14 protein-coding genes are annotated in these 14,862 nt (G+C 56.5%); 6 read left to right on the top strand and 8 right to left on the bottom strand.

Features of this window, described 5'->3' with window-relative positions:
- Positions 1 to 8 precede the first annotated feature (8 nt).
- The 5 genes from hisC (at position 9) to HED22_RS08260 (ending at position 4,617) form a co-directional block, all read left to right on the top strand.
- On the top strand, positions 9 to 1,106 hold the full coding sequence (gene hisC / locus HED22_RS08280) for a histidinol-phosphate transaminase (RefSeq protein ID WP_167721036.1): 1,098 nt from the start codon (positions 9 to 11) through the stop codon (positions 1,104 to 1,106).
- A gap of 1 nt (position 1,107) precedes the next feature.
- Entirely contained in the window at positions 1,108 to 2,073 is a 966-nt protein-coding gene (locus tag HED22_RS08275) for a prephenate/arogenate dehydrogenase family protein (RefSeq protein WP_167721034.1), read from the top strand.
- 80 nt (positions 2,074 to 2,153) lie between these two features.
- Positions 2,154 to 3,035, top strand: a complete 882-nt coding sequence (locus HED22_RS08270) for a DMT family transporter (RefSeq protein WP_167721032.1) — start codon at positions 2,154 to 2,156, stop codon at positions 3,033 to 3,035.
- 47 nt (positions 3,036 to 3,082) lie between these two features.
- Complete coding sequence (locus HED22_RS08265; RefSeq protein ID WP_167721030.1) at positions 3,083 to 3,643, top strand: gamma-glutamylcyclotransferase; 561 nt, start codon at positions 3,083 to 3,085, stop codon at positions 3,641 to 3,643.
- Positions 3,643 to 4,617 carry a DMT family transporter gene (locus tag HED22_RS08260; protein WP_167721028.1) on the top strand — a complete coding sequence of 325 codons (975 nt, stop codon included), beginning with the start codon at positions 3,643 to 3,645 and terminating at the stop codon, positions 4,615 to 4,617. Before HED22_RS08265 ends, HED22_RS08260 begins: the two co-directional genes overlap by 1 nt.
- 72 nt (positions 4,618 to 4,689) lie before the next feature.
- On the opposite strand, the gene HED22_RS08255 is transcribed toward HED22_RS08260, so the two are convergent.
- From HED22_RS08255 to ftsE, 4 genes are all read right to left on the bottom strand, one after another.
- Positions 4,690 to 5,529, bottom strand: a complete 840-nt coding sequence (locus HED22_RS08255; RefSeq protein WP_167721026.1) for a 1-acyl-sn-glycerol-3-phosphate acyltransferase — start codon at positions 5,527 to 5,529, stop codon at positions 4,690 to 4,692.
- A gap of 90 nt (positions 5,530 to 5,619) precedes the next feature.
- Positions 5,620 to 6,348: a YdcF family protein gene (locus HED22_RS08250; RefSeq protein WP_167721024.1), complete on the bottom strand. Its 729-nt coding sequence runs from the start codon at positions 6,346 to 6,348 to the stop codon at positions 5,620 to 5,622.
- A gap of 125 nt (positions 6,349 to 6,473) precedes the next feature.
- On the bottom strand, positions 6,474 to 7,376 hold the full coding sequence (locus HED22_RS08245) for an ABC transporter permease (RefSeq protein WP_167721021.1): 903 nt from the start codon (positions 7,374 to 7,376) through the stop codon (positions 6,474 to 6,476).
- A 68-nt stretch (positions 7,377 to 7,444) separates the two neighbouring features.
- The gene (ftsE, locus tag HED22_RS08240; protein ID WP_167721019.1) at positions 7,445 to 8,122 is read right to left on the bottom strand and encodes a cell division ATP-binding protein FtsE; all 678 of its coding nucleotides are present in this window, start codon (positions 8,120 to 8,122) and stop codon (positions 7,445 to 7,447) included.
- A gap of 350 nt (positions 8,123 to 8,472) precedes the next feature.
- On the opposite strand from ftsE, the gene HED22_RS08235 reads away from it, so the two are divergent.
- Positions 8,473 to 9,297 (top strand): DUF3426 domain-containing protein, encoded by an 825-nt coding sequence (locus tag HED22_RS08235; protein ID WP_167721017.1) that lies wholly within the window; start codon positions 8,473 to 8,475, stop codon positions 9,295 to 9,297.
- A gap of 80 nt (positions 9,298 to 9,377) precedes the next feature.
- Here the strand turns inward: HED22_RS08235 and HED22_RS08230 are convergent, their stop codons facing one another.
- The 4 genes from HED22_RS08230 to argH all read right to left on the bottom strand — a co-directional run bounded on the left by HED22_RS08230 (position 9,378) and on the right by argH (position 14,833).
- Positions 9,378 to 11,834, bottom strand: coding sequence for a DUF4175 domain-containing protein (locus HED22_RS08230; protein WP_167721016.1), 2,457 nt, complete (start codon positions 11,832 to 11,834; stop codon positions 9,378 to 9,380).
- Between the two features lie 172 nt (positions 11,835 to 12,006).
- A complete protein-coding gene (gene lysA, locus HED22_RS08225; protein ID WP_167721014.1) occupies positions 12,007 to 13,278 on the bottom strand; it encodes a diaminopimelate decarboxylase in 1,272 nt (423 codons plus the stop codon).
- The gene (locus tag HED22_RS08220; protein WP_167721012.1) at positions 13,275 to 13,421 is read right to left on the bottom strand and encodes a lipoprotein; all 147 of its coding nucleotides are present in this window, start codon (positions 13,419 to 13,421) and stop codon (positions 13,275 to 13,277) included. Before HED22_RS08220 ends, lysA begins: the two co-directional genes overlap by 4 nt.
- Positions 13,418 to 14,833, bottom strand: coding sequence for an argininosuccinate lyase (gene argH / locus HED22_RS08215; protein ID WP_167721010.1), 1,416 nt, complete (start codon positions 14,831 to 14,833; stop codon positions 13,418 to 13,420). Before argH ends, HED22_RS08220 begins: the two co-directional genes overlap by 4 nt.
- Positions 14,834 to 14,862: the final 29 nt, after the last annotated feature.

Here is a 14,862-nt window from a genome sequence, read left to right as displayed (position 1 = left end):
ACTACCTGATGTCTGCGCCCACCCCACGCCCCGGAATTCTTGATATTGCGCCGTACAAAGGCGGAAAATCCAGTGCTGACAGTGCTCAGCGCGTGATCAAGCTGTCTTCGAACGAAGGCGCACTTGGCCCGAGCCCCAAGGCCATGGAAGCCCTTCGTAACTCTGCGACCCGTTTGCATCGTTATCCGGATGGCGGTTGCGATGTTCTGCGTCACAAGCTGGCTGAAAAATACGGTCTGGAGTTTGATCAGCTGATTTGCGGCAACGGATCCGACGAGATCCTGACCCTTTTGATCCGCGCCTATGCCGGTCCGGGCGATGAGGTGCTGTATTCGGAACACGGGTTCCTGATGTATCCGATTGCGACCATGGGCGTTGGTGCGACCCCGGTGACCGCCAAAGAAACCAACATGACGACCGATGTTGATGCACTTCTGGCGGCGGTAACTGACAAAACCAAGATCGTTTTTGTTGCCAACCCGAACAACCCGACGGGCACCTATATTACGGACGCGGAAATGAAGCGCCTGCGTGATGGTCTGCGTGACGACATCGTTCTGGTGGTTGATGCGGCCTACGCCGAATTCATGACGGGTCAGGAAGATTATTCGGCCGGTGAAGAGCTTGTGAAAGCGGGCAACAACACGGTAATGACCCGCACATTTTCCAAGATCTATGGTCTTGGGGGTATTCGTCTGGGCTGGTGCTATGCGCCGCCAGCGATTGCCGATGTGCTGCACCGCCTGCGCAACCCGTTCAATGTGCCACTGCCGACCCAGGAAGCCGGTGCTGCTGCCCTTGATGATGATGATTTCGTCAATGAATGCGTGCGCCACAATGCGGAAACGCTTTCGTGGTTCCGTGACGAGATCAATGCGATTTCGGGTATCAAGGCACATCCGAGCTATGGCAACTTCGTTCTGGTCGAATTCCCCGAGGAAGAGGGCAAGAACGCCGATGCCGCCAATGATTTCATGATGGCCCGTGGCGTGATCCCGCGCAAAATCGGTGCCTATGGCCTGCCGCAGATGCTTCGTATTTCTATCGGTACGAAGGAAGAAATGGAAATCTGCCTGCAGACCATCAAAGACTTTGTGAACCCATAAAATGACCAAAACTGCATCCCAACCGCTGTTTGAAACTGTCGCTTTTATCGGCATGGGCCTGATTGGCTCGTCCATGGCACGTCGCATCAAGCGCGACGGCCTTGCCAACAAGATTACCTGTGCGGTTCGCTCTGAGGCGACCCGTGACCGGGTTCTTGAACTTGGTATTGCCGATGAGGCCTATTGCGACATCAAGCAGGCGGTTGGTGATGCGGATCTGGTGATGGTCTGTGCACCGGTCGGGGCCAACGAAGCGATTGGTGCGCAACTGACCGGTGTCCTTAAAAAGGGTGCGATTGTTTCGGATGTCGGTTCGGTCAAACAATCGGTCATACGCGACATTGCGCCGCATCTGGACGAAGGCGTGCATTTCGTGCCCGGCCATCCGTTGGCGGGTACCGAACATTCGGGACCGGATTCCGGTTTCCCTGAACTGTTTGAGGAACGCTGGTGCATCCTGACCCCGGTCCCGGGCGAAAATGAGGATGCTGTGGCCAAGGTCAAGGCGCTTTGGGAAGCCTGCGGCATGTTCGTCGAATGCATGGATGCCGATCATCATGATCGTATCCTTGGCATCACGTCACATCTGCCGCACCTGATCGCCTACACGATTGTTGGTACGGCAACCGATCTTGAAGATGCCCTGCGCCAGGAAGTGATCAAGTTTTCCGCAACCGGTTTTCGTGATTTCACGCGTATTGCCGCATCCGATCCGACCATGTGGCGGGATGTGTTCCTGAATAACCGCGAAGCTGTTCTGGATGTGTTGGGCCGTTTTCAGGAAGACCTGATGGCGTTGCAACGTGCCATTCGCTGGGGCGAGGGCGAGAAGCTGTTTGAGCTGTTTTCGCGCACGCGTGAAATTCGTCGCGGCATTGTCGACGCCGGACAGTATTTTGCCAATTTCTCGGCCGAGGGCGAAAACCGTCAGAGCGATGAAAAAAGCAAGAAAAAGCCAAACGAATAATACCGTGATGCCCGCGTTTGCGGGCTAATCCGACGGACAACAGCCCCACATGTTGCACCGTTCGGTCCAAGGGGAATGAAATGTCTGCCACCAACCACCCAGCATTTGCCAGGGTTATGCCGTTCGTGTTTGTGTTCCTTTGGAGCACCGGCTTTGTCGGGGCCAAGTTTGGTCTGCCCTATGCGGATCCGTTCGTTTTCCTGTTTGTCCGATTTGTCATTGTCCTGATCCTGATGATCCCGGTGATCTTCCTAATGGGGGCGAAATGGCCAAAGACCTGGCGTGAGGCGGCCCATATCGGCACGACGGGCGTGCTGGTGCATGGGGTGTATCTTGGCGGGGTGTTCTGGGCGATTGATACCGGACTGCCTGCCGGGCTTGCCGCCCTGATTGTCGGTTTGCAGCCGGTTGTTACGGCGTCTGTCGTGGGGTCCCTGCTTGGCGAGCGGGTTTCGATGCGCCAGTGGGGCGGATTGATCCTTGGCCTGATCGGGGTGGCGCTTGTTCTGCTGCCCAAGATCGGGGATGGCGTTGGCATTACGCCGTTTGGCATCGGTTTGGCGGTTGCCGCCCTGTTTGGCATGACGGCGGGCACACTTTATCAGAAGCGTTTTTGCACCGGCATGGAACTAATGAGCGGCACGGTCGTTCAATATGTTGCCGCCGGTATCTTTGTTGGCATCGTTGCCCTGTTCAAGGAGCCATTGCATGTCGAATGGAGCATGGATTTCATTCTGGCGATGGCCTGGCTGGTGCTGGTGCTTTCGATCGGGGCGATCATGCTGTTGATGGTTCTGATCAAACAGGGCGAAGCCACACGGGTCGCCAGCATGTTCTATCTGGTGCCGCCAACAGCTGCGTTCTTTGCCTGGGTGTTGTTTGACGAGCAACTTGGCGTGCTTGGCTTTGCCGGATTTGCAATCGCCGCCCTTGGGGTGGCATTGGTGATCATGAAGCGGTAGTTTCGCGTAAATTTACGAAACCGGAAAACAAGTTACTGGAGGAATGCGTGACCAACGCCCGCGAAAAATGGGTTTTTGGATATGGGTCGCTGTTATGGCGGCCGGGCTTTGAGTTTGCCGAGTGCGCACGTGCGTTGCTGCCCGGCTATCATCGCTCGTTTTGTATCTATTCCCATCATTATCGCGGCACGCCGGAAAACCCCGGTCTGGTTCTTGGCCTGAACAAGGGCGGCGAATGCGTCGGTAACGCGTTTCGCATTGCGCCGGAAAACTGGTCAAAGGTGAAAGCCTATCTTGATGAGCGCGAACTTGTGACCAACACCTATATTCCGGCCGATGTCGAGGTCGAGCTTCATGACGGCCGCAAGGTGATTGCACATACCTATGTCGCCGATCCGACCCATGAGCAATATGCCGGGAACCTGCCGGTGCGCACAGCAGTCGAAATCATTGTTGCCGCCCACGGTAATGTCGGCCCCAACCTTGAATATCTGGAAAACACGGTGAGCCACCTTGATGAAATGGGCATCATTGATCCGCCCCTGCATGACCTGATGGATCTGGTGCGCCGCGAATATGGCGAAATCAATATGGGGGCGGGTATCTGATGAGCCAGTCAAACGCATCGACCGTTTCCGGCAGCCAGTCCGGTTCGCAAACGCCGCTGACGGTGGCCTATCTGATGCTGGTTTGCTGCACGCTGATGTGGGGGTCAAACCACGTTGTTGCGCGCGGCATCAATGAAACGGTGCCGTTTGAAGCCCTGTCTTTCTGGCGCTGGATTGTTGCGATCTGTTTGTTGCTGCCTTTCTGCTTCAAATATTTGCGCCGTGACCTCGCGATCATGTCCGAACACAAGCTGTCGATGTTTCTGATCGGCTTTACCGGCGTGTTCCTGTTCTCGGTGGTGATTTATCTGGCGGCCTATAACACGACAGCGGTCAATACCGGGCTTTTGAATGCCACGACCCCGATCTGGGTGTTGTTGTTTGCTGCCCTTTTGACAGCCGACAAGCCGCGACTTGGTCAATGGGCCGGGGTGCTGATTGCGGGCACGGGAACCGCGACGATTATTGCCAAGGGCGATCCATCGGTTTTTGCCAGAATGGATTTCGTTCTGGGCGATGTGCTGGCGATGATGTCTGCCATGGTCTGGGCGGCCTATTCGATGTTTTTGAAACGCGCGCCAAAAGGCGTGCATCCGCTGAGCCTGGTGTTTGTTTCTGCCCTGATCGGCTTGTGTTTCCTGACGCCGCTTTATGTCTGGGCGCTGGTTGTGAATGGAAAGCCGTTCTTCACAACGCTTGATCCGGTCTGGCCGGATATGATCAAGATTTTCTATATCGGGGCGGGGCCGGCGTTTCTGGGCTACATGTTCTGGAACAAGGGTGTGTCGATGGTCGGTCCGGCCAAGGCCGGGGTGTTCATGTATCTGATCCCGGTCTGTTCAAGCGGCCTTGCCATCGCCTTTCTGGGCGAGGCATTGCATCTTTATCATCTGGCGGGGATCGTCCTGATCGTATCGGGCATCTGGCTTGTCACCCGTAAAAAGACCGAGCGCGTTCGCGTTACAAAGCCTTAAGCTCCAAACCCAAATAAAAGGCCCGCAAACCATATGGTGTTGCGGGCCTTTGTATTTCTGTCGCTAGACCGGTCAGGAAACCTTATCTGTGCTCGGGTCTTTGCCGGGCTCTTTGGCCATGGCACCGATCTGCGCGTCCTCTTTTTCCTGTTTCGCATCAATGTCATCAGAGGTGAGCATCGGCAGGTTGAATTCTGCCTGTGCCTCCGCTTCGAGCTCGCGGGTGCGGGTATCGATGCGGGTCTTGATTTCCTTCATGAAGGTCTTGCGATCAAGGCCCGGTTCCATGGCGGGCATGAATTCCATGGTGACGCGACCGCCATACTTCATGAAGCTGTCACGGCCCCAGAACATGCCGGAATTGAGCGCGACCGGAATGACCTTGGTTTCGGGAAAGGCTTTATACAGCGCGAAGATCCCCGGATGATACGGACGATTGGAGCCCGGCGGCGTGCGTGTGCCTTCGGGGAAAATGATCACCTGACGATTTTCCTCAAGCGCCTTGGACGCCCCCTTGATCATGTCTTTGAGTGCAGCACTGCCGGCTGAGCGATCAACGGCGATCTGACCGGACAGAATCAGAAATTGTCCGACCAATGGAATGCGGGTCAGTTCCTTTTTCAGGATATAGGCCGGATCGGGAACCACCGTGTGGAAGGTCAGGGTTTCCCATGCAGATTGGTGCTTGGCGACAATGATACACGGACCTTCGGGCAGATTTTCCAAGCCGGTGAAGCGTTTGCGCATGCCAACCGAATAGCGCAGCATGAATTGAATCAGCCGACACCAGGCATGCCCGACAAACTGGTTGGCCTTGCGACCACACACCATCAATGGCGTCAGCACAATGCAAAGAACTGCAGTGCCGCCGAAAAACAACACGTTAAAGAGCAACGCGCGCAGAGCTATCATTCAGACAAAATCCTTTATGGGCGAAGGCTCATGACCCTAAATATCCGCTGTTTTGTAACAGCAATATGACGATCAGAAAATGCCGATTGTTCAACCATCCTTGGCCGAAACGTTTGATGCCGAATAATCATCAGGGTCGGGCGCGTCGCCGGATGTGCCGCCGGGGCTGCGCAGTGCCTTGCGGTCGCCGTTTGGCAACCAGTTCAAAAGGGTGTTGCGCAGGCTGGCAAAAACATACTTGTTATATTCGCTGGCAATCAGAGCTGTGCTGCCCGGGAAGCGCCACCAATTGTCGATCTTGACGTTATCGGGGAAAACCGGGTGGGCGATGATTTCAACATCGGGCATCAGGCTTTTGAATTCGAGAAGCGATCTTGGCATGTGGTAGTTGGCCGTGACGATGCGCAGGCTTTGATAGCCTTCCTCATACATCCAGACGGCAGTTTCAATCGCATTGCCGCGGGTGTTTTCCGCAACATGGCCCAAAACGACGCAGCAGGAAATCAGGCGCGGGTCGGATTTGCCAACGGATAACAGTTCATCGACTTCGACGCCGCGATAGACCCCGGAAATAAACAGCTTGTCGGCAAGACCATCCACCAGAAGACGACGCCCTTCGGACAGGCGTTCGCTGCCGCCGGTCAGAACGACGATGGCGTCGGTTTTTTCGGTCGGGTTATCGACGGTTTTGGGAATGTAATCGACATACCAGACAAAGCCCGCTGCCCAGATCAGCCCGCAGACGATGAGGGTCGAAAGCAAAAAACGAAACCGCCGAAAGCGGCGGCGATGCTGCACACTCAGTGGGGGCTTGTTCATGTATGCGTGCCTGAATAGCGGCGATCTGGCATGAATTCGGATCTCCTCAACGGGACAAAGAGGGCCAAGGCCATGATCCCAAAAGGGAAGTGGTGACAACCGACTATACGAAGACCGCCAAGCGGTTACAACATCCGGTGTAGGACTCGTAGCACGGTTCTGGTCGCGGTAATGCCCGCGACCATCGCAACGATGAAGGGAATGGCGACGATCAGGCCGATAAAGGTCGGGCTGAGGACGAGTGACGGCACCGGCCAACCGGCCCGCATGCCAAGCCAGCCGATCAGGGCCGAAACCGGCAGCGCAATCAACAGACCGATCAGCGCACCAAAGAAGGCCAAGCGTTGATTGTGGCGGCCGAACTGACGGGCGATATAGCCATCTTGTGCGCCGATCAGATGCAGCAGTTCAATGATGCGATGATGGATCGAAAGCCCCGAGCGGGTGGCAAAGACGACGGACAGCATGGTTGCGCCAAACAGCACAATGATCAAAAGTGCCAGTGCAAGTTCGACTGAAAAGGCAACATCGGCAATGCGTTCGATCCAGATGCGGTGATCATCAAGAACGGCTTCGGGCGCAATGACGCCCAAACGCCGTTCAACCGCATCAAAGTTGAAACCGGTTTCAGGTGTGACTTCGATGATACGCGGGATCGGGAGTTCGCTGATGACTTCGTCCGGGCCAAGCCAAGGTTCAAGCAGGGCTGCCATGGTATCGGGACTGAGTTCCTCGATCCGGGCGATGCCGGGCATGGTAGAGACCTGTTCGATGATGCTGTCGACGGTTCCCTGCAGGGCGGCTTCGCGTTCAGCTGGCGATCTGTTGGCGAGCTCGGTCGGGGGAACCTGGATCGACAGGCTGCCTTCGATCTGACCTGACCATTGACCGACACTGTCATGAAGGGCGGCAAGCCCGACAATCGAGAAGGTCAGAAGCGCAACCATCAGGGCGACGATGCTCGGCAAAAAGCGCGAGGAAGAATCGCTTTCAAGGGGAAGGTGCGATGGTGGTGCGCGAAATGCCATGATCGTGTGTTGGTCCTGTTGATCCTGTTGATCGGTTGGTTACGAGCCTTGATGGTTAGGGCCAGTTTTCAGCCGCTGCTGGTGACGTCATGCAAGGTACCACCTTCAAGCAGCCATTGGGTATGGCCAAACCGCCTGACAAGATTACGGTTATGGGTGGCAATCAGAACGGTGGTGCCGAGCTTGTTGAGCTCTTCAAACAGATAAAGCAGCCGCATGGCGATTCGGTCATCGACGTTCCCGGTCGGCTCATCGGCCAGAAGCAGGGCCGGACGGCCAATGACCGCGCGTGCGATGGCAACGCGCTGTTGCTGCCCGCCGGATAACCGCGAAGGGGGTGCGTTGACGTGATCGCCCAGACCAACCCATTCGAGAAGTTCGGTAACGTTTTTGCGAATCTGCAGGTCATCGACACCCGCGACGCGTAGCGGCAGGGCAACGTTTTCAAAGGTGGTCAGATGGTTGATCAGGCGGAAGTCCTGAAACACGACGCCGATCTTGCGGCGAATCGCCGGCAGTTCTTCACGCGGGATGCGGATATTGTCGCGACCAAAGATCGAAATTTCACCACGCGTCTGTCGCAATGCCAGATATAACAACCGCATCAGCGTTGATTTGCCCGCACCCGAAGCACCGGTCAGGAAGTGAAAACTGCCGCGGCCCAAAGAAAAATTAAGGTCGCGCAGGATTTCTGGTCCGGATTCATAGCGGACTCCGACATTCCTGAAACTGACGACGTCGGTCAAAATTTGTGCTCCATCTGGGCAATGACGGTCGATGCATAGCAGTTTATAACGGGTTTCGTCATTATCTGACAGGGTTGGAAAGTACCGCTGCCATGACAATATCGAAAATGAAATAACCGTTTAGAGCGGTTTGTCATGCATTTTTGAGGGTGACCAACAGCCCGGTCAGGCAATGGTTTGATACCCAAATCCGGGCAGCTTCTGTTATCTGTGCTTAACAGTCTGTTAAATCGCGGCTATTTACATATAGTGTAAGTCTTCACTGACGGTACAGGGGGAACGTCAGTCGCAACCAGCTTCTTGTCCTCCCCCATGTTTGAGGCCGCCGTCATCGATATGCCAGGTTTGCAATGATCATTACTTGCCCAGAGTGTTCCAAGAAATACTCAGTCAAAACAGAAGCCATCGGCCCGAAAGGCCGAACCGTGCGCTGTAAAAGCTGCGGCAATAGCTGGCATCAGGATCCGCCCGGCGCAAAGAAGGCCGCACCGGCCCCGGCACCGGAAAGTGATATCCCGGCCCCGTTCAACGAAGAGGGATCGCTGGGTGCTGATTTCAATGCAGATCAGATGGGCGGAGGACCGGTTGATCCGGGCTTTGAAGATGCCGAAAAGATTCCTGATCCGCCCCCGATTCCCCAGCAGCTGATTCGCAACAATCCCAAGCCGGAGCCCAAAAAGAAAAAGGGCATCGTTGGCTGGATCATCTTCCTGCTGTTGCTGGGCGGGATTGGTGCGGGCGGATATTTCGCCAAGGATCAGATCATCGAACTGTGGCCGCCGATTGCCAAGGTCTATGACATGGTCGGGCTTGATGTCCCGCATGTTGGCGAAGGCCTTGATATCCGCGAACTGCCGCCGACCCGTGAAGAAGAGGACGGGGTGGATGTTCTGGTGGTCCGGGCCGAGATCGTCAATATCAGCGAAGAGCCGCGTGCCCTGCCATACCTTCTGATCGAGCTGCTTGATCCGCTTGATCGTGTGGTCCAGCGCAAGAAGGTTCCGCTGATCTATGATGAATCGCTGGTCTCGACCGGTGCGGAAATGCCGATGCAGGAACAGATGCTTCCGGTCAATGAAAGCATGCAGGTCGAAACCAAAATCCGCCGTCCGAACCCGACGGCGACGCGTTTGCAGGTGACCTTCCTTGACCCGCGCGAGGCGATCGAGCCTTAAGCCATCAGGTAATTCACCCGATAATGAAAAAGGCAGCACAGGACGTGCTGCCTTTTTTGTGTTGGTGTTTAGGCGAGGGATCAGAACCGTTTGAGCAAGCGGTCGATATAGTCCTGTTCGATCTCGGGACGGTCCGGATCGCCGGAGCGACGGCGGAGTTCCTGCAAGATGCGCCAGGCGCGCTCAAGGGTGTTTACATCCGGGATGATGGTGGTGCCATTGCCACCGACCGGACGGCCGAGCGGGTCCCGACGGCCCGACCCGTCAAGATCTTCAAGCATCGGCGCCATCTGGCTCAGGCCCTCCAGCGCGCGGCTGATCTCGCCAATGCCCTGTTGCAGGGCGTCCATGGCCTGTCGCTGATATTGCAGGGCCTCGTGGGAGCGGTTGTGTTCAAGCGCCTCGGCAGCGCCACGCATGGCATCAATCACCGAATTCATGCCGCTGACATCGCCAAACTGACCCAGACCGGGATCATCGAGGATTTCGCCTGCATCATCAGCAAGGCCTTGTTGCTGGCTTGCGCGCGGGCCATTGCCGTTTTGGGTGGAGGCATTGTCGCCATCATTCATCAGGTCCTGCTGGCGGCGCGACAGATCGCGCATGCCATCAAGCATCTCGCGAAGGGTTGATGTGATGTCCATGCCGCCTTCGCCGGTGGTGACCTGCATGTTTTCGACCAGTTCGCGCAGGCGGTCGATCAACTGGCGGGCCTGATCACGGGCACCGGCGCGCATCAGGGCATCAATCTGATCAATGATGCGTGACAGGTCCTGTTGTTCAAGCGTGGCGCTGGTTGCTGGTTGTTCGTCGGTTGCCTCCGGGCTTTCGCGCATCAGGGCAGCGAGATATTCATTCAAGGCCTGACGGTATTCTTCAATCAGACGGGCAATTTCACGTTCGGTGACATCGGGGTTGGCCAAGGCTTCGAGCAGGCGTTCCTCGGCCTCCATCAGGTTACGCTCGGCAATGCCGTAGCTGCCACGTTCAATCTCCTCGGCGACATGCCACAAAAGGCCTGCGACATCCTGATGGGTGTCACGGTTATGCAGGTTGGCAGCCAGGCGGTTTTCGGCGACAGACAGGGTCAGGAACACACCGAGATGACCATTAAAGGCCTGCGGGGCAAACAGCACCGGAAGCAAAGCCTGATGCATTTCAACAGCGCGGTCGGGATAGCGCAGCAAGCCGCGCCGGATGGCGATCAGCTTTTGCGCCACCGGATGGGTGAATTCACGTTCAGGCAGCACCAGGGAGCGGATATCACTTTGACCCGCCTGATCGGCATTATCGCGTGAGACCATCTGGATATTGACCGGCAGACCCGCCCATGGATGGGCCACCAGATCAACAAAGCGTGGCCCGTCAATGCGGGTTGGCATCGCACCCGTGCCAAGATTACCGCCCGCAGCACCCGCGCCACCTGCATCACCCTTAAGATCAATGACGACCTGATCAATCGGGCCATATTGCTTGAGCGTGCCTTCCTCGGCGGCCGGCGTGATGACAAGGTCGAGGCTGGCCAGCCCGTAATCATCGCTGGCAACGTAATCAAGACGGACATGATCGCGGCGGGTGACGGTCGGCGGACTGACAAAGGACAGGTTTGGCACATTATCGGCCAGCAGTTCGATATCAAGCGTCAGACGATCATTGCCCCAGACAGAGATCCGCCAAAGGCCCGGCTGATCAATGGCGGTAGAGAGCACATAGCTGTTTTCACTGCTTTCGGTGAAGGCTTGCTTGCCATTGGGCGTGGTCAGGGTCGGTTCCCAGATGCTTGAGATGCTGCCATCAAGGGTCGATCCTGCCGGGACCTGAACGGCCATGACATCGCTGGTTCCGCCGGATGCTGTATCGGTCGCGTTGCCCGTGCGGCTACCGGTATCGTCAGATAGCGAACTGAACTGCAAGATGCGCGGAATTTGCCCGGTATAGGCCGGTGGGGTCACCCAAAGGGTTGCGGTGAAGTCCGCTGCGCCCAGCCGTTGAAGCGGGCTGAAGGCCTTGGAAAAGCGTTCAGCGACATGATCAGACCCGGTCATCAGCCCGACAAACAACAGCAGCACGGGAATGGCTGTCAGACCAAAGCGATCAATGCGGGTAATCGCGGGCAGGGGGCGCGACAGCCGAAGCTTTGCCAGGGCTGCTTCATGCAGGCCAAGCTGGCGTTGCCACAGAAGGCTGGTCAGGGGGTCATCGGTTTCGGGGATGTGGTCTTCAAGGCTTTGCAGCGGGTTGTTATCAAGATGGTTGTCGATTTCGATCCGATGCAGAACATCACGCCGGGTCGGCTTCTTGAAATGCCGCCAGGGGGCAACGATCGACACCATCATTGCCACCGACAGGACCGACAGCAAAATAATATGACCGGTGGCCGGCAGAATTTCGAACGCCCCGGTAAGCGTCAGACCAACAACCAGCAATCCGACGGAAAGGGGCGGGATCAGGCAGGGCCAGACAGATTCCCACAGCATCACCATGCGCGTCTTGCGCACATGACGTTCCATCTTGGGATAGGGCGGTATCAACGACATGGGTTCGGTGGTCCCTGCTTGCCGACATAAAGCGTATTCTAGCACAACCCGCTTCTTTACAGCTTGGGGTTTTGCGAGGGTGGGTCAAGCAGTTCGGACGTTTGGAACAAAATAAAAGGGCGGCTGACATATGCCAACCGCCCCAAAAGTACAGCTGATCAGGAACGCCGCGTTATGCGTTGCTGAGCCATGAAGGGACCTGATCCATATTGATCAGGTCGTCAATTTCCTGACGTGGACGCACAATGGCGAAGTTGTTGCCCTTGACCAGTACTTCAGGTGTCAGCGCACGGGTGTTGTAGGTCGATGACATCACAGCACCATAGGCCCCGGCTGACATCACGGCGACCAGATCGCCTGCCTTGAGGTCGTCGGGAAGGTCGCGGTCCTTGCCAAACGTGTCACCGGTTTCACAAACCGGGCCGACCACATCGACCTTGACCTGTTTATCGTCATCACCCTGTTCATCCACCGGGATGATTTCGTGATAGGCGCTATAGAGCGTCGGGCGGATCAGGTCGTTCATCGCAGCATCAAGAATGACAAAACGCTTGGCCTCGCCTTCCTTGATATACATGACACGCGAAACCATGATCCCGGCATTACCGGCAATCAAACGGCCCGGCTCCAACGTGATATGGCAGCCAAGATGGCCAACGGTTTCACGCACCATCTGGCCATAGGCATCCGGAAGCGGCGGTGTTTCGCCCTGATAGGCAATGCCAAGACCACCCCCAAGATCGAGGTTGCGAATATCGATGCCCTCGGACCGCAGCTGTTCGACCAGACCGGCCAGACGTGTAAAGGCCTCGCGGAAGGGGGCCAGATCCGTCAACTGGGAACCGATATGCATGGCGATGCCGGTGACTTCAATGCCATCCATGGCCGCCGCATCACGGTAAACTTCAATCGCACGGGTCCAGTCGATACCGAACTTGTTTTCGGCCTTGCCAGTCGCGATCTTTTCGTGGGTTTTGGCATCCACATGAGGATTGACGCGCAACGCAATGCGCGCCTTTTTGCCCATATCGATTGCAACACGGTTCAGTTCGTTCAGTTCAGGGATGCTTTCGACATTGATCTGGGCAATGTCGGCGGCAAGGGCTTCGCGTATTTCGGCATCGGCCTTGCCAACGCCAGAGAATATGATTTTCGCCGGGGGCATGCCCGCACGCAGCGCACGGCGCATTTCACCAACCGATACAACGTCCGCACCCGCACCAAGATTGGCAAGGGTTTTCAAAACCGCCTGATTGGAGTTCGCCTTGACCGCAAAGCAAACGGTGGCATCAAGTCCCTCGAAGGCGTCGGCATAGACATGATAATGGCGTTCAAGGGTCGCGGTCGAATAGCAAAAGAACGGGGTGCCGACCTTGTCAGCCATTTCCCGGATCGCCACACCTTCGGCGTACAGTTCACCGTTGATATATTCAAAATGGTTCATTGGCTCGGGTAATCCCTTGGATATTCCTGTCCGGCATCGGTCGGCGGTTCGAGCGGGCCTTTTTTGCCGCAGGCCGCAACCGAAAGCCCCAGCATGATGGCAAGCGTCAAGATGGTGCCACGTTTGAGCAAGCTGTTGGTCATTTCAGAAACCTTTCCTTTGCTGCCGCGACGGATTCCTTCACACGGACCGGGGCAGTGCCACCAAAGCTTTGGCGGGCGGCAACAGATGCCTCGACCGTGAGCACGTCATAGACCGCATTGGTGATCTTGGGCTCGATGCCTTGCAGGTCTTCAAGTGACAGCTGATCAAGATCACAGCCCTTGGTTTCCGCAAGCTTGACGGTCGCGCCGACAACGTGGTGGGCATCACGGAACGGCATGCCAAGTTCGGCCACAAGCCAGTCGGCGAGGTCGGTTGCGGTGGTATAACCCGCACCGGCCGCCGCACGCATATTATCGGCAAAGACCTTCATGTCGGCAATCATGCCGGTCATGGCGGCGACACACAGACCAAGATGGTCATGGGCCTCAAAGACCGGTTCCTTGTCTTCCTGCATGTCCTTGGAATAGGCCAGCGGCAGGCCCTTCATCGACAGCATCAAGCCGTTATAACAGCCGACAATTCGCCCGATCTTGGAGCGGATCAGTTCAGCCGCATCGGGATTGCGTTTCTGCGGCATGATCGACGAGCCGGTCGAGAATTTGTCGGACATGCCAATAAAGCGGAACTGGGCAGAACACCAGATGACCATTTCCTCAGCCAGACGCGACAGATGCATGGCGGCAATCGATGCAGCGTTCAGGTATTCAAGCGCAAAGTCACGATCCGACACCGCATCAAGCGAGTTTGCCGTCGGGCGATCAAAGCCAAGTGAATTTGCCGTCATGTGACGATCAATCGGGTACGGAGTACCGGCAAGGGCAGCTGAGCCCAGCGGGTTTTCGTTCACACGTGCCCGGCAATCGGCAACACGCCCGCGATCACGACCAAACATTTCGACATACGCCAGAAGATGATGACCAAAGGTGACCGGCTGGGCTGCCTGAAGGTGGGTGAAGCCCGGCATGATGGTTTCAGCATGGGTTTCGGCCTGTGCGATAAGGACTTCCTGCAGGCCCTTGAGGCCGGCTTCGAGATCACCCAGGGCAACATCGCGGACCCAGAGTTTGAAGTCGGTCGCGACCTGATCGTTACGTGAGCGTGCCGTATGCAGGCGGCCGGCCGCCGGGCCGATCAGTTCGCGCAGACGGCTTTCGACATTCATGTGGATGTCTTCAAGGGCAGCGGAGAATTTGAATTCGCCGCTCTCGATTTCTTGAAGAATCTGGTCTAGACCGTTGGTTATCTTTTCGCCATCTTCTGCAGGAATGATGTTCTGCTTGACCAGCATGGCGCAGTGGGCCTTGGAGCCCTGGATGTCCTGGGCGTAGAGGCGCTTGTCAAAGCCGATGGAAGCGTTGATTTCTTCCATGATGGCTGACGGGCCTGCTTCAAAGCGGCCGCCCCAAAGGGAGTTTGCGTTATTCTGGTCAGTGGCGTTTTGATCGGTCATCGTGATCCGCAGTCTTGGAAAGGTTGGTG

It is taken from the genome of Thalassospira sp. HF15, from assembly GCF_011806525.1.
GTDB lineage: Bacteria > Pseudomonadota > Alphaproteobacteria > Rhodospirillales > Thalassospiraceae > Thalassospira.
The sequence above is the reverse complement of the archived record's forward strand: the minus strand, read 5'-3'. Positions and strand labels throughout refer to the sequence as shown.

Coding starts and splice junctions, on each gene's coding strand:
- hisC (WP_167721036.1), top strand. CDS start 9: ATGTCTGCGCCCACCCCACGCCCCGGAATTCTTGATATTGCGCCGTAC.
- HED22_RS08275 (WP_167721034.1), top strand. CDS start 1,108: ATGACCAAAACTGCATCCCAACCGCTGTTTGAAACTGTCGCTTTTATC.
- HED22_RS08270 (WP_167721032.1), top strand. CDS start 2,154: ATGTCTGCCACCAACCACCCAGCATTTGCCAGGGTTATGCCGTTCGTG.
- HED22_RS08260 (WP_167721028.1), top strand. CDS start 3,643: ATGAGCCAGTCAAACGCATCGACCGTTTCCGGCAGCCAGTCCGGTTCG.
- HED22_RS08255 (WP_167721026.1), bottom strand. CDS start 5,529: ATGATAGCTCTGCGCGCGTTGCTCTTTAACGTGTTGTTTTTCGGCGGC.
- HED22_RS08250 (WP_167721024.1), bottom strand. CDS start 6,348: ATGAACAAGCCCCCACTGAGTGTGCAGCATCGCCGCCGCTTTCGGCGG.
- HED22_RS08245 (WP_167721021.1), bottom strand. CDS start 7,376: ATGGCATTTCGCGCACCACCATCGCACCTTCCCCTTGAAAGCGATTCT.
- HED22_RS08235 (WP_167721017.1), top strand. CDS start 8,473: ATGATCATTACTTGCCCAGAGTGTTCCAAGAAATACTCAGTCAAAACA.
- HED22_RS08230 (WP_167721016.1), bottom strand. CDS start 11,834: ATGTCGTTGATACCGCCCTATCCCAAGATGGAACGTCATGTGCGCAAG.
- lysA (WP_167721014.1), bottom strand. CDS start 13,278: ATGAACCATTTTGAATATATCAACGGTGAACTGTACGCCGAAGGTGTG.
- HED22_RS08220 (WP_167721012.1), bottom strand. CDS start 13,421: ATGACCAACAGCTTGCTCAAACGTGGCACCATCTTGACGCTTGCCATC.
- argH (WP_167721010.1), bottom strand. CDS start 14,833: ATGACCGATCAAAACGCCACTGACCAGAATAACGCAAACTCCCTTTGG.